A 13,059-nucleotide genomic window follows, 5' to 3' on the forward strand; every position below is an offset into this window, starting at 1 on the left:
GGCGCATTATTCAGTAGGAGGTCGGTTTGGGATCCGGCCCGAAGCGATTATTGCCGGGAGTGCCGTTCTGACAATTGAAGACCAGGATCACTAGCCAGCCGATCACGGGGATCAGCAGTAATAACAGCCACCATGCCGAGCGGTCGGTGTCGTGCAATCGACGAAACTGCACCGCCCACCACGGTAAGAATATCAGCACGCCATAGATGGTCGTCAGAATGCCTTCTCCTCCTGCGCGCTGCCATCCGAGCATTTTATCAATAATGCTGAGTACGCCGGTCAGGATGATGTTGACCAGAATAAACATCCAGTACTCTTTGCGCCGGGCGCGGCCGCCAAATCCAATGTAATTTTTTAATACTTTAAGATACCAGTCCATTTTTACGCCTCGATTAGCCGTCAATCACTTGTTTTTAAAGCGATCGAAATAAGAATAGACGTGAATGAAATGGTGGTAAATATTTGTTTTGTGAATTATTGGGCGCGGTAAATCGCGCCCAATCGCTTAGCGGAAGAGAAGATCGCGGCCGTGCGGTTCGTTAAGATCCTGCTGCGGGCCGACGGAGATGATCCCGGTCGGGTTGATCGTCTTATGGCTACGGTAGTAATGGTTGCGAATATGGGCGAAGTCCACCGTTTCCGCGATGCCCGGCATCTGGTAGATGTCGCGCAGGAAGCCATAAAGATTGAGATAATCGCTGATGCGGCGTTTGTCGCATTTAAAGTGGGTCACATACACCGGGTCGAAACGAACCAGGGTGGTCCACAAACGAATATCGGCCTCCGTCAGTTGATTGCCGGTCAGGAAGCGGTGTTGGCCAAGGATTTGTTCCAGACGCTCCAGAGACGTAAATACCCCATCGACCGCTTCGTCATACGCCTGCTGGCTGGTGGCGAATCCGGCTTTATAGACCCCGTTGTTGACGTTGTCATAGATCCAGCCGTTCAGCTCATCAATTTGCGCGCGCAGCTCAGGCGGGTAGTAATCCCCTGCGCGGGCACCCAGTCCGTCAAACGCGGTATTCAACATGCGGATGATTTCCGCCGACTCATTGCTGACGATGGTTTGCTGTTTTTTGTCCCACAATACCGGCACCGTAACGCGCCCGCTGTAGTGCGGATCGGCGTGCAGATAGAGCTGATAGAGAAATTCGTGCTGGTAGAGGGTATCGCCCGTGGCTGCCGGGAAGCTATCGTCGAAAGTCCAGCCGTTTTCAAACATCAGGGGGTTGACCACTGAGACGGAAATAAACGGCTCCAGCCCTTTCAGGCTGCGCAGAATTAAGGTGCGATGCGCCCATGGACAGGCAAGAGAAACGTACAGATGGTAACGGTCTTTTTCCGCAGCGAACCCGGCTTCGCCGCTTGGGCCCGGCGCGCCATCGGCGGTTAGCCAGTTGCGAAAGGCGGAAACAGAACGCTTGAATCGCCCCCCGGTGGATTTGGTGTCATACCAGGTATCGTGCCAGACGCCGTCAACTAATTGTCCCATTATTTCCTCCTTTATACCCGTCATACTTCAAGTTGCTTGTGCGTTGGCTTTCCTCGCTCACCCAGTCACTTACTAGAGTAAGCTCCCGGGGATTCACTGCGTCGCCGCGTGATTCGCCCCTACGGGACTCACCCTTTCAGGGCCAGCGCAAGCGCTGTTCAAAACGGTTAACCGTTTTGTCCTGTAACTCGAATTATTTAGGGTATAGATAATAAAAGCGAGGAGAAGTCCCCTCGCTTTTTTATTTACTAGTATAGTGCGCTTACCACTTTTTATTCAGTACGCGGTCGATACTAAACGCGCCCGGACCGGTGATAGCCAGCAGCAGGAAGCCGCCTGCGATGCTCAGGTTTTTCATGAACATCAGCGAGTTCACGCCCTCAGCAAAGTTGCTGTGGAACAGAAACGCGGTCAGCACGGTGAAGCCTGCGGTGAACAGCGCGGTGGTACGGGTCAGGAAACCGAACAGGATTGCCAGACCGCCGCCGAACTCAAGCAGGATAACCAGCGGCAGCATAAACCCAGGGACGCCCATGGCTTCCATATATTGTTGAGTACCCGCATAACCGGTGATTTTTCCCCAACCTGCGGTGATAAACAGAATGGGCATCAGAATGCGCGCTACCAGTACACCAACATCTTCTAATTTTTTCATTTCTTACTCCAGGAAACCCAAAGGGCGGCGATTTCGTTTTTTGGTGCAATCCTGCGTAGTTACGCGGGCTTGCTGTCGATGGAGAGGATATTAGCGAGGATGAGATGTGATTGTTAGCAAGGAAAACTGTAGATCTTTTTCAAAGTTTCTGAGCAATTATTGATAAACGAAATGAATATAAAGGATGTTATAGCGGCGTAGCGTAAGAGTGATGAGGGCGGCGAGCAGAAGGGAAAATCTGATGGGTACAACATGACGATATTGATGCCGGGCGGCGGCTGGCACCTGACCCGGCTGACATAACCCAGACGTGAGAAATCAGCCTTAGCGCGATGCGGTCTGCTGCAACAGCTTGCGAGCCATACGCCAGGTGCTCCAGATACCGAGGCCGCGTTTTGTCCAGCGGAGCAAAAAGCGCGGATGGCGAACGGACCATACGGCGACGAGGCCGCTGCCAACCATTGCCCATGAACGCAGGTTGAGCAGGGTGTTCCAGCCACGGTCGATAGGCGCGGTCGCCTCAAGCCAGCGGCGGCGACTGGCGTTGAGATCCAGCCGCTGCTGTTGGATTTGACGTAGCAAAAGCGCCTTTTGTCGTTCGCGTTCCTGCTGGTCGCGGCTCATGACTTGTCATCCTCCAGCAATGCCCGGTCATTAGCCAGCTCCTGGCGGGTCAGGCGCAGGAACGTTGAACGACGTGCTTTGCGTAACGTCCAGACCCCGCCAATGAGCGCCGCCAGCAGCAGAATCACGGTGGTAGCGATCATCACGTTTAACCGATATTGCGCATCGACGGCCCAGATGATGAGTACCAGCATGCTCATCAGGCCGAACGCGGCGAACAGCAGCGTCAGCCCAAGCATCAGGAATAGCTGGACGAGATTGGCCTTCTCCTCTTCCAGCTCCACGACGACGAGGCGCAGGCGCGTTTCGACCATTTCGACCAGCAGGGTGACTATCCGCTGGCCAATGCCGAAAACGCTTTGCCCCGGCCCTTGCGTGTTTTGAGAGTTCGCCATAATTAACGACGCGTCAGCAGGACACCCAGCACCAGCCCGACGGCAGCACCAATCCCTACGCCGGTCCACGGGTTTTCACGGACATATTCATCCGCACGCGCAGCGGTTTCGCGCGTTTGCTTCACAATGGCGTCGCTGGTTTCACCCAAGCGAACGCGGCTCTCTTTCAGCGCGCTTTCGGCTTTACTGCGCAGTTTACCAATCTCTTCTTTCGACTTATCCGTGGAGGAGTTCAGCACTTCTTCCAGGGTATCAGCCAGCGTTTTCAGTTCCGCACGCAGGTCTTCTGCAACGTTATCTTTAGCCATGTTTTATCTCCTGTGAAAGTGGTCCATATTGGTCTTGCTTAATCGATTAGTACTCGCGAGACTGTAGCGCTTTCAGTTCTTGCTGCGCTTCATCAAGTTTACGTTGACGCTTGCTGATTTTATCAGCATCGCCTTTCTGTTCGGCTTCGCGCAGGTCATTCTGGCGTTCGCTTATTTCTGCCTGCTGTTTGGCGATTTTTTTCTGGTGATCGGCTTTGAGCTGGCTGTCGCTACAATTTGCCTGCACTTCGCTAAGCGCCCGTTTCAGACCATCAATACGGTGCTGGTTATGATGTTTTTCGGCGTAGCTGATCTCCCGCTGAATATCTTGTTCTTTTTCCTGACAAGGGGAGATGGCAAAGGCACTGGCGCTCAGTGAAGACAGAACCAGGATCAAAGCAATGCGGTGTTTCATGGATAAAACCTTCCATTGTGTGAGGGAATATCTGGAGGATATACCCTATCCAGTTGATTAACGTGAGCCTGGTGACTCCCGCAGACTTAATGATAGTAAGTAAAACGGGAAATCACCAAACAGGGTGAAAATATTCGGAATTTTCGTGCATTAGCCGAATCTGTGCGGGGTATCGCGCAGGCGTGAAATCCAGGCGGTAGGCGAATCATCATCTTCCAGTAACGCGATAATATAGCCATGCGGCAGGGCGCGGCCCAAAACTTCTTTTGCCGCGGCTCCCTGAGCGCTGGAGTCAAACTTGATGATCAAGCCGTCATTTTGCGGCGTAATGCTTTTAAAGCGGATGCCGTTAGCGTCGAGATGATGCCAGACGGAAAAACCGTCCGGCATGCTGATACCCTGGCTGACGGGACGAATAGCCAGGGTCGACTCCTGCTGTTGCACGGTGAGCCAGAGCCAGAACAGGCCGCACAGGAGTAGCGAACCGCCCAGCACCCAACTTATCTGACGCAGAGAGGATCGTTGCATCGCCATTGTTAGCCCCGGCTTCTGTATTTTTTCTTCCACAGGACAATCAGCGAACCAATCAGGCCAAATACCAGCAGCGCGACGGGCAGCAGCATCAGGCAGGACATCAGCTGATCTTCATACTTCAGGAATACCGGCGTTTTCCCCAGCAGGTACCCCAGGGAGGTCAGAATCAGGACCCATAGCAGACCGCTCATCCAGTTAAAAAACTGGAAGCGTGCGCTGCTCAGGCCGGATAGTCCGGCGATGGTCGGCAGCAGCGTACGAACGAAGGCGATAAAACGGCCAATCAGCAGCGCGGAAAGCCCGTGCTTATGGAACAGATGATGCGCGCGCTGGTGGTAGTGCGAGGGGAGGTGCGATAGCCAGTTTTGTACGATTCGCGTATTACCCAGCCAGCGGCCCTGGATATAGCTTAGCCAGCAGCCGAGACTTGCCGCCGCGGTAAGCAGCAGCAGGGTTTCCGGAAAGCCCATCGCGCCTTTGGCAATAAGGACACCGACCAGCACCAGCAGACTATCGCCGGGCAAAAAGGCGGCAGGCAGTAAACCGTTCTCAAGGAACAAAATCATAAATAAGACAAAGTACAACATGCCAATCATGGATGGATTCGCGAGAGTTTCGTAATCCTGAGCCCACAAGGCATTCAATAATTGAGTTAATAGTTCCATTCACGATTCCTGGTACATCGGTTAACGGCACGTCTGAACGCGGTATATGCACGGCGACATAGCTTTTTATTAGATTAGGGTCGCTGCTGCGCTCTGAACGGTTCCCTGTTTAAAAGTGAAGTAAGCCAAAGCTAACTCTCAGAACGACAAAATGCATCTAATTGTAACAAACCCGCTGACTTTACGTCAGAGAAATTGCAGTTTGTTGCATTCTGATTTTGCTGATTGCGAAGGAGGGTGGCGAGTGTATTTACACAGGCTGACACTATATATGCTTTGCTTACCCTGAGGGCGTTGCGGGCAGTGAAGGAATCGCTGCCCGGTATGAGGATAAGCGTCTATTTTACGCCGTTGGCGGCCGTATCGAGGTGAACCACTGGATTATCGGCAAAGAGGTAGCGATCGGCATTGAATTCAAAGTCATCGCTGGTTTCGTTGAATAACATCAGCTTAGTATTTTCCAGATGCTGCCACATGGCCAGCTTCGCTGCATGCGGATCTTTGCGAATCAGCGCCTTAAGAATTTGGTCATGATCGTCGCACCAGTTATCGACGGTACGCGAGTCGGTATGGTCGTGCAGTTTTTTCCAGTACGGGTTATGCACGCGCTGGGTCCACATTTTTTCTACGATCGCGGCTAACGCGGTGTTTTGCGTCGCCAGCGCTACCTGGACATGGAACTGAAGATCCCATTCGGAATCGCGAAAGCACTTCTCTTTACGCGCTTTTTCCTGGATTTCCATCAGCTTCATGATGTCCTGCTTGGTCACCTGAGTCGCCGCGAATTCGGCTATATTGCTTTCTATCAGCTGGCGGGCCTGCAACAGCTCAAAAGGACCATAATTGGCGAATTCCAGCGATTCATCGGCAATTTGCTGATGTTTTGGATGATTGGAGATAACGTGGATGCCGGAGCCTTTGCGAACCTCAACGTAGCCTTCAACTTCCAGCATAATGATGGCTTCGCGAACCACGGTACGACTCACGCTTTTTTCATCAGCGATAAACCGCTCTGCGGGTAGCTTATCGCCCACAAGGTAGACGCCTTGTTCAATGCGCGACTTAAGCTCAGCGGCAAGCTGCTGATACAGACGACGCGATTCAGTGATTTCCATATTCGCTCCCGGGAGATGGCGACAATATTGGATTTGTTATACCACTTTTACGCGCTTCTCACCATAAAAACAGACGAAAAAGCCGCCTGTATCAAGGCGGCTTCGGGTGGAGGCAACTCGCCTGCGTCTAGCTTTGCGTGGCGGGTTTACTCGTCTCGAGCGGCGTACTGTCGTCATCCGCTGATTTATTTTTCAGCACGGTCCAGATAACCACGGCGCCCAGCACATCGAAAACCGCCAGCACGGCGAACAGCGGGCTAAAGCCGATAGTGTCCGCCAGCGCGCCGACCACCAGGGCGAACATGGTGCTCGCCAGCCAGGCGGCCATACCGGTCATGCCGTTCGCCGTCGCCACTTCGTTACGCCCAAATACGTCGGAAGAGAGGGTGATTAACGCGCCGGACAGCGCCTGGTGAGCAAAGCCGCCGACGCACAGCAGGGCGATGGCGACAAACGGGCTGGTGAACAGACCGATCATCCCCGGGCCAATCATCAGCAGCGCGCCCATGGTCACCACCATTTTACGCGAAACGATCAGGTTAACGCCAAACCAGCGCTGGAACAGCGGCGGCAGATAGCCCCCAACGATGCAGCCGAGGTCGGCAAACAGCATCGGCATCCACGCAAACATCGCAATCTCTTTCAGGTTAAAGCCGTAGACTTTAAACATGAACAGCGGGATCCAGGCGTTGAAGGTCCCCCACGCCGGCTCGGCAAGGAAACGCGGTAGGGCGATACCCCAGAACTGACGGTTGCGCAGAATCTGCCACGGCGACATTTTCTTGCCGTTGTTGGTCTGATGCTGAGATTCCTGGCCGCCGATAATGTAGTCGCGTTCTTCTTCCGTTAATTTTTTCTGATCGCGCGGGTGTTTGTAGAAAACCAGCCACGCCATCGCCCAGGCAAAGCTCAGAACGCCGGAGATGATAAACGCCATCTGCCAGCTGTGCATCACGATGGCCCAAACCACCAGCGGCGGGGCAATCATGGCGCCGATCGAGGAGCCGACGTTGAAGTAGCCAACGGCGATAGAACGCTCTTTTGCCGGGAACCATTCGGAGCTGGCTTTCAGGCCCGCAGGGATCATTGCCGCTTCGGCGGCACCCACCGCGCCGCGCGCCAGCGCCAGACCGCCCCAGCTTCCCGCCAGCGCCGTAGAGCCGCAGAACACCGCCCAGGCGATCGCAAAGAAGGCATAGCCGATTTTAGTACCTAACACGTCCAGCACGTAGCCGGCAACGGGCTGCATGACGGTATAGGCAGCGGAATAGGCCGCGATGATATAGGAATACTGTTGGGTGGAGATGTGTAATTCTTCCATCAGAGTCGGCGCAGCTGCCGCCACAGTGTTACGCGTCAGGTACCCCAGCACGGTACCTAACGTCACCAGTGCGATCATGTACCAACGTAACCCTTTAATTTTACGCATGTAAACCTCATCGTTTGTTATATATCCGCAGCGGGTGCGGCTATCTTCCAGCCCTGTCACTGAGGCGAAGAAGGTGAAACGGAGGGTTCAGGAGAGGAAACCTCGTATGGCCCGAACCTTGCCATCAACTGTTGTGTCTAAATTCGGTGTCCATACCGGTAAATCCGACGTGATTATTCGTCGGTAATGCATTCCGTCGGTTTATATGTTTTGACGGCAGCAAGATAACTTGTCATACAACTTCAAAAGTTGAGTGACGTCACAAAAGTGGGAAAGTTTGTGTGGGCATTCATTCTTGCGACAAAGGCCAGAGCTGGCGCGCTTTGGCGGGGAGTTTACTCCTTTGATGGTACTTTTTTTGTCGTCGTTTATTGATCTAACTCACGAAAAATACTTCGGTCTGTGGAAATTGGTGTGATAACTTTGTCAGCATTATAGTCAATCATCTGATGGGCTCCTTCGGGGGCGAAGAGGACACGAAAATGACACCGTTTATGACCGAAGATTTCCTGCTTGATACCGAGTTTGCCCGCCGCCTGTACCACGATTACGCGAAAGACCAGCCGATTTTCGACTATCACTGCCACCTGCCGCCGCAGCAGATTGCCGAGAATTATCGCTTCAAAAATCTGTATGACATCTGGCTGAAAGGCGATCACTACAAGTGGCGCGCGATGCGCACCAACGGCGTAGCAGAGCGTCTGTGCACCGGCGACGCCTCCGATCGCGAGAAATTTGACGCCTGGGCGGCCACCGTACCGCATACCATCGGTAACCCGTTATACCACTGGACCCATCTTGAGCTGCGCCGCCCTTTTGGTATTACAGGTAAGGTGCTCTCGCCGGCAACGGCGGATGAAATCTGGAATCAGTGCAACGATCTGCTGGCGCAGGAGAGCTTCTCCGCCCGCGGCATCATGCAGCAGATGAACGTGAAAATGGTCGGCACCACCGACGATCCAGTCGATTCGCTGGAGCATCACGCCTCCGTGGCGAAAGACAGCTCATTCTCCGTCAAAGTGCTGCCGAGCTGGCGCCCGGACAAAGCGTTCAATATTGAGCAGGCAACTTTCAACGACTACATGGCGAAGCTGGGCGAAGTGTCTGACACCGATATTCGCCGCTTTGCCGACCTGCAGTCCGCACTGACCAAACGTCTGGATCACTTTGCCGCTCACGGCTGTAAAGTTTCTGACCACGCGCTGGACGTGGTGCTGTTCGCGGAAGCCAACGAAAGCGAACTGGATAGTATCCTGGCGCGCCGTCTGGCCGATGAAACTCTCAGCGAACGTGAAGTCGCGCAGTTCAAAACCGCGGTTCTGGTGTTCCTCGGCGCAGAATATGCCCGCCGCGGCTGGGTACAGCAGTATCACATCGGCGCGCTGCGCAATAACAACCTGCGTCAGTTCAAGCTGTTAGGGCCGGATGTGGGTTTTGACTCCATCAACGACCGTCCGATGGCGGAAGAGCTGTCCAAACTGCTCAGCAAACAGAACGAAGAAAATCTGCTGCCAAAAACCATCCTCTACTGTCTGAACCCGCGCGACAACGAAGTGCTGGGCACCATGATCGGCAACTTCCAGGGCGAAGGCATGCCGGGCAAGATGCAGTTCGGTTCCGGCTGGTGGTTTAACGATCAGAAAGACGGTATGGAACGTCAGATGACCCAGCTGGCGCAGCTTGGCCTGCTGAGCCGCTTTGTCGGCATGCTGACCGATAGCCGCAGCTTCCTCTCCTACACCCGTCATGAATACTTCCGCCGCATCCTGTGCCAGATGATTGGCCGCTGGGTTGAAGCGGGAGAGGCCCCTGCGGACATTCAACTGCTGGGCGAGATGGTGAAAAACATTTGCTTTAACAATGCGCGTGACTACTTCGCCATTGAACTGAACTAAGACCAGAGGTCGGTTGATATGCAATACATTAAAATCCATTCGCACGATAACGTCGCGGTAGCGTTGGCGGATATGGCGGCAGGCTCGGTAGTCACCATTGACGGCGATACGGTCACGTTGGCTCAGGATATTGCGCGCGGGCATAAGTTTACGCTGCGCGGGATTGCGAAGGGAGACAACGTCATTAAGTATGGTCTGCCGATAGGACATGCGCTGGCGGATATTGCGCCGGGGGAACATATTCACTCCCACAATACGCGTACTAACCTGAGCGATCTCGACGCGTATAGCTATCAACCGGATCTTAGCGAGCCCGCCGCGCAGCCGGCGGATCGCGACATCCAGATTTATCGTCGCGCTAACGGCGAAGTCGGGGTGCGCAACGAACTGTGGATCCTACCGACCGTCGGCTGCGTCAACGCCATGGCGCGCCAGATGCAGAACCGTTTTCTGAAGGAAACCAACGACGCGGAAGGTATCGACGGCGTTCACCTTTTCAGCCACACCTACGGCTGCTCGCAGCTCGGGGACGATCACATTAACACCCGCACTATGCTGCAAAACATGGTGCGTCACCCGAACGCCGGGGCGGTATTGGTGGTCGGTCTGGGCTGCGAAAACAATCAGGTTGACGCCTTCCGCGAAACGCTGGGTGAGTTCGACCCTGAGCGCGTTCACTTTATGGTCTGCCAGCACCAGGATGATGAAGTGGAAGCCGGGCTGGAGCATCTGCGTCAGCTATATGACGTCATGCGTCACGACAGGCGCGAGCCGGGTAAACTGAGCGAACTGAAGTTTGGCCTTGAGTGCGGCGGCTCTGACGGTTTGTCCGGCATTACCGCTAACCCGATGCTGGGTCGGTTCTCGGATTATCTGATTGCCAACGGCGGCACCACCGTCCTGACCGAAGTGCCGGAAATGTTCGGCGCCGAGCAGCTGCTGATGAGCCACTGTCGTGATGAAGAGACGTTTGGCAAGCTGGTGACGATGGTTAATGATTTCAAACAGTACTTTATCGCTCATGACCAGCCGATTTACGAGAATCCATCGCCGGGCAACAAGGCGGGCGGTATCACGACGCTGGAGGATAAGTCGCTGGGCTGCACGCAGAAAGCGGGCTCCAGCCAGGTGGTCGATGTCCTGCGCTACGGCGAGCGGCTAAAAGTGCACGGCCTGAACCTGCTGAGCGCCCCGGGCAACGACGCGGTAGCGACCAGCGCCCTGGCCGGCGCGGGCTGCCATATGGTGCTCTTCAGTACCGGGCGCGGCACGCCGTACGGCGGTTTCGTGCCGACGGTAAAAATTGCCACTAACAGCGAACTGGCGGCGAAGAAAAAGCACTGGATCGACTTCGATGCCGGTCAGCTGATTCACGGTAAAGCGATGCCGCAGCTGCTGGAGGAGTTTGTCGATACCATTGTGGCCTTTGCGAACGGTAAGCAGACCTGCAATGAGCGTAATGATTTCCGCGAGCTGGCTATTTTCAAAAGCGGCGTCACCCTTTAATTACTCGTCATCTTTCGCACCACCGCTGTGTTGGCAGCATTTATCCACCCCGGTCACTTACTTCAGTAAGCTCCCGGGGATGTCTAAACTTGCCGCCTTGCTGTGGCGCGAAATCTTTAGAGTAATAAAAGGGCGGTATTCCGGAAGCGGCGTTTCAGATAATGATGCGCCGTTTTGTTTTATAAGGACTTTTCATGACCGCGTATTGGCTTGCCCAAGGCGTCGGCGTTATCGCCTTTCTGATCGGTATTACGACCTTTTTCAACCGCGATGAGCGCCGCTTTAAGCTGCAGCTGGCCGTCTACAGCGCCACCATTGGCGTACATTTCTTTTTGATGGGCGCGTATCCGGCGGGCATGAGTGCTGAGCTCAATACCGTCCGAACCCTTATCTCTATGCATACCCGTAAGCTGTGGGTAATGACCGTGTTTATTGTGCTCACCCTGGTATTGGGGCTGGCAAAGCTGCAGCATGCTATGGAGCTGCTGCCAATTATTGGCACGCTGGCCAGCACCTGGGCGCTCTTTTGCTGCTCGGGGTTAACCGTCCGCTGCGTCATGTGGTGTTCGACCGCCTGCTGGGTTATCCACAACGCCTGGCTGGGTTCGATCGGCGGCACCCTGATTGAAGGCAGCTTCCTGCTAATGAATGGTATGAACATCATCCGTTTCCGGCGGATGCAAAAGCGCGGTATCGATCCGTTTAAAGCGGAAAAGGCGGTGCAGGAAGAGAACCCCTCCGCGCGTTAGCGGAGGGGAAAGATTAACTGCGCAGGGCGTTTTTCGCCAGCTGATCGTCTTCAGCGATACAGGCGGCGGCGGTGAACAGCGCATCGGTCGAGGAGTTCAGCGCGGTTTCGCAGGAGTCCTGCAGAACGCCGATGATGAAGCCCACGGCGACCACCTGCATGGCGATATCGTTCGGGATACCAAACATATTACAGGCCAGCGGGATCAGCAGCAGCGACCCGCCCGCCACGCCGGAAGCGCCGCAGGCGCACAGCGAGGCGACCACGCTCAGCAGCAGCGCGGTCGGCAGATCGACCGGAACATTAAGCGTATGCACGGCGGCCAGGGTCAGAACCGTGATGGTAATCGCCGCGCCGGCCATGTTAATGGTCGCGCCCAGCGGAATAGAGACCGAATAGGTATCGCGATCCAGATTCAGCTTTTCGCACAGGGCCATATTCACCGGAATGTTGGCGGCGGAGCTGCGGGTAAAGAAGGCGTATACGCCGCTTTCGCGCAGGCAGGTCATCACCAGCGGATACGGGTTGCGGCGGATTTTCCAGAACACCAGAAGCGGGTTAATCACCAGCGCCACCAGCAGCATACAGCCAACCAGTACCAGCAGCAGCTGGGCGTAGCCCCACAGGGTTTCAAAACCGGTCGTCGCCAGCGTGGAAGCGACCAGGCCGAAGATACCCAGCGGCGCAAAGCGAATCACCACTTTAACGATAAAGGTTACCGCGTGGGACATGTCGTTAATCAGATTTTTGGTAGTTTCATTGCCGTGGCGCAGCGCGAACCCTAAACCGACGGCCCATACCAGAATCCCGATATAGTTGGCGTTCAGCAGCGCGTTAATGGGGTTAGAAACCATGCTCATCAGCAGCCCGCGCAGGACTTCGACGATACCCGACGGAGGGGTGATGCTCTCTGCCGCCGCGCTCAGGTGCAGCGTTGACGGAAAAAGGAAGCTAAACAGCACCGCGGTTAACGCGGCAGCAAAAGTCCCCAGTAGATAGAGGAACAGAATCGGGCGGATGCTGGTCTTTTGCCCCTGCTGATGGTTGGCGATGGAGGCCATGACCAGCATCAGCACCAGCACCGGCGCTACCGCTTTCAGCGCGCCGACGAACAGCGTACCCAGCAGTCCAACCGCCACGGCGGCCGGTTTTGAGACCGTCGCCAGCAGTACGCCGAGTACCAGACCAATTAAAATTTGTTTGACCAGACTGCCCTGAGCCAGTCGCCGTAGCAGGGTCGATCGGGGTGATGGGGTTGCCATAATTCATTCCTTCCAG

The 13,059-nt window shown here is 54.9% G+C and carries 15 protein-coding genes; 3 read left to right on the plus strand and 12 right to left on the minus strand.

Annotated features, from left to right (window positions below):
• Positions 1-10 precede the first annotated feature (10 nt).
• The 11 genes from EGY08_RS18365 to EGY08_RS18415 all read right to left on the minus strand — a co-directional run bounded on the left by EGY08_RS18365 (position 11) and on the right by EGY08_RS18415 (position 7,632).
• Positions 11-379 (minus strand): DUF805 domain-containing protein, encoded by a 369-nt coding sequence (locus EGY08_RS18365; RefSeq protein ID WP_004105984.1) that lies wholly within the window; start codon positions 377-379, stop codon positions 11-13.
• Between the two features lie 126 nt (positions 380-505).
• Positions 506-1,492 carry a glutathione S-transferase family protein gene (locus EGY08_RS18370; RefSeq protein WP_049113435.1) on the minus strand — a complete coding sequence of 329 codons (987 nt, stop codon included), beginning with the start codon at positions 1,490-1,492 and terminating at the stop codon, positions 506-508.
• A 262-nt stretch (positions 1,493-1,754) separates the two neighbouring features.
• Entirely contained in the window at positions 1,755-2,147 is a 393-nt protein-coding gene (locus EGY08_RS18375; protein WP_004125512.1) for a DoxX family protein, read from the minus strand.
• 324 nt (positions 2,148-2,471) lie between these two features.
• Positions 2,472-2,771 (minus strand): YqjK-like family protein, encoded by a 300-nt coding sequence (locus EGY08_RS18380; RefSeq protein ID WP_004125510.1) that lies wholly within the window; start codon positions 2,769-2,771, stop codon positions 2,472-2,474.
• Positions 2,768-3,166 (minus strand): phage holin family protein, encoded by a 399-nt coding sequence (locus tag EGY08_RS18385; RefSeq protein WP_004125508.1) that lies wholly within the window; start codon positions 3,164-3,166, stop codon positions 2,768-2,770. The genes EGY08_RS18380 and EGY08_RS18385 overlap by 4 nt, the downstream gene beginning before the upstream one ends.
• A 2-nt stretch (positions 3,167-3,168) precedes the next feature.
• On the minus strand, positions 3,169-3,474 hold the full coding sequence (locus EGY08_RS18390; RefSeq protein ID WP_004125506.1) for a DUF883 family protein: 306 nt from the start codon (positions 3,472-3,474) through the stop codon (positions 3,169-3,171).
• Positions 3,475-3,520: 46 nt separating this feature from the next.
• Positions 3,521-3,889, minus strand: a complete 369-nt coding sequence (locus EGY08_RS18395) for a DUF1090 domain-containing protein (RefSeq protein ID WP_004125504.1) — start codon at positions 3,887-3,889, stop codon at positions 3,521-3,523.
• Positions 3,890-4,039: 150 nt separating this feature from the next.
• Positions 4,040-4,417 carry an EnvZ/OmpR regulon moderator MzrA gene (gene mzrA / locus EGY08_RS18400; protein WP_162626098.1) on the minus strand — a complete coding sequence of 126 codons (378 nt, stop codon included), beginning with the start codon at positions 4,415-4,417 and terminating at the stop codon, positions 4,040-4,042.
• Positions 4,418-4,425: 8 nt separating this feature from the next.
• Positions 4,426-5,088, minus strand: a complete 663-nt coding sequence (yqjA, locus tag EGY08_RS18405) for a DedA family general envelope maintenance protein YqjA (RefSeq protein ID WP_004125499.1) — start codon at positions 5,086-5,088, stop codon at positions 4,426-4,428.
• A 338-nt stretch (positions 5,089-5,426) separates the two neighbouring features.
• Positions 5,427-6,203, minus strand: a complete 777-nt coding sequence (gene exuR / locus EGY08_RS18410; protein ID WP_123828732.1) for a transcriptional regulator ExuR — start codon at positions 6,201-6,203, stop codon at positions 5,427-5,429.
• A gap of 127 nt (positions 6,204-6,330) precedes the next feature.
• Positions 6,331-7,632 carry an MFS transporter gene (locus EGY08_RS18415; RefSeq protein WP_004125495.1) on the minus strand — a complete coding sequence of 434 codons (1,302 nt, stop codon included), beginning with the start codon at positions 7,630-7,632 and terminating at the stop codon, positions 6,331-6,333.
• 482 nt (positions 7,633-8,114) lie between these two features.
• Between EGY08_RS18415 and uxaC the strand changes: the two genes are divergently transcribed.
• From uxaC to EGY08_RS18430, 3 genes are all read left to right on the plus strand, one after another.
• A complete protein-coding gene (uxaC, locus tag EGY08_RS18420) occupies positions 8,115-9,527 on the plus strand; it encodes a glucuronate isomerase (protein WP_123828733.1) in 1,413 nt (470 codons plus the stop codon).
• Positions 9,528-9,545: 18 nt separating this feature from the next.
• Complete coding sequence (locus EGY08_RS18425; protein ID WP_004125490.1) at positions 9,546-11,033, plus strand: UxaA family hydrolase; 1,488 nt, start codon at positions 9,546-9,548, stop codon at positions 11,031-11,033.
• Between the two features lie 194 nt (positions 11,034-11,227).
• Complete coding sequence (locus EGY08_RS18430; RefSeq protein ID WP_123828734.1) at positions 11,228-11,782, plus strand: YgjV family protein; 555 nt, start codon at positions 11,228-11,230, stop codon at positions 11,780-11,782.
• 13 nt (positions 11,783-11,795) lie between these two features.
• Here EGY08_RS18430 and sstT read toward each other — a convergent pair whose 3' ends face one another.
• A complete protein-coding gene (sstT, locus tag EGY08_RS18435; RefSeq protein ID WP_004125486.1) occupies positions 11,796-13,043 on the minus strand; it encodes a serine/threonine transporter SstT in 1,248 nt (415 codons plus the stop codon).
• Positions 13,044-13,059 lie beyond the last annotated feature (16 nt).

Origin of the sequence: Klebsiella sp. FDAARGOS_511, assembly GCF_003812845.1 — a bacterium.
Lineage (GTDB): Bacteria > Pseudomonadota > Gammaproteobacteria > Enterobacterales > Enterobacteriaceae > Klebsiella > Klebsiella grimontii.

Excerpts from the sequence above, each read along its gene's own strand:
- EGY08_RS18365 (WP_004105984.1), bottom strand. The coding sequence starts at position 379 with ATGGACTGGTATCTTAAAGTATTAAAAAATTACATTGGATTTGGCGGC.
- EGY08_RS18370 (WP_049113435.1), bottom strand. The coding sequence starts at position 1,492 with ATGGGACAATTAGTTGACGGCGTCTGGCACGATACCTGGTATGACACC.
- EGY08_RS18375 (WP_004125512.1), bottom strand. The coding sequence starts at position 2,147 with ATGAAAAAATTAGAAGATGTTGGTGTACTGGTAGCGCGCATTCTGATG.
- EGY08_RS18380 (WP_004125510.1), bottom strand. The coding sequence starts at position 2,771 with ATGAGCCGCGACCAGCAGGAACGCGAACGACAAAAGGCGCTTTTGCTA.
- EGY08_RS18385 (WP_004125508.1), bottom strand. The coding sequence starts at position 3,166 with ATGGCGAACTCTCAAAACACGCAAGGGCCGGGGCAAAGCGTTTTCGGC.
- EGY08_RS18390 (WP_004125506.1), bottom strand. The coding sequence starts at position 3,474 with ATGGCTAAAGATAACGTTGCAGAAGACCTGCGTGCGGAACTGAAAACG.
- EGY08_RS18395 (WP_004125504.1), bottom strand. The coding sequence starts at position 3,889 with ATGAAACACCGCATTGCTTTGATCCTGGTTCTGTCTTCACTGAGCGCC.
- mzrA (WP_162626098.1), bottom strand. The coding sequence starts at position 4,417 with ATGCAACGATCCTCTCTGCGTCAGATAAGTTGGGTGCTGGGCGGTTCG.
- yqjA (WP_004125499.1), bottom strand. The coding sequence starts at position 5,088 with ATGGAACTATTAACTCAATTATTGAATGCCTTGTGGGCTCAGGATTAC.
- exuR (WP_123828732.1), bottom strand. The coding sequence starts at position 6,203 with ATGGAAATCACTGAATCGCGTCGTCTGTATCAGCAGCTTGCCGCTGAG.
- EGY08_RS18415 (WP_004125495.1), bottom strand. The coding sequence starts at position 7,632 with ATGCGTAAAATTAAAGGGTTACGTTGGTACATGATCGCACTGGTGACG.
- uxaC (WP_123828733.1), top strand. The coding sequence starts at position 8,115 with ATGACACCGTTTATGACCGAAGATTTCCTGCTTGATACCGAGTTTGCC.
- EGY08_RS18425 (WP_004125490.1), top strand. The coding sequence starts at position 9,546 with ATGCAATACATTAAAATCCATTCGCACGATAACGTCGCGGTAGCGTTG.
- EGY08_RS18430 (WP_123828734.1), top strand. The coding sequence starts at position 11,228 with ATGACCGCGTATTGGCTTGCCCAAGGCGTCGGCGTTATCGCCTTTCTG.
- sstT (WP_004125486.1), bottom strand. The coding sequence starts at position 13,043 with ATGGCAACCCCATCACCCCGATCGACCCTGCTACGGCGACTGGCTCAG.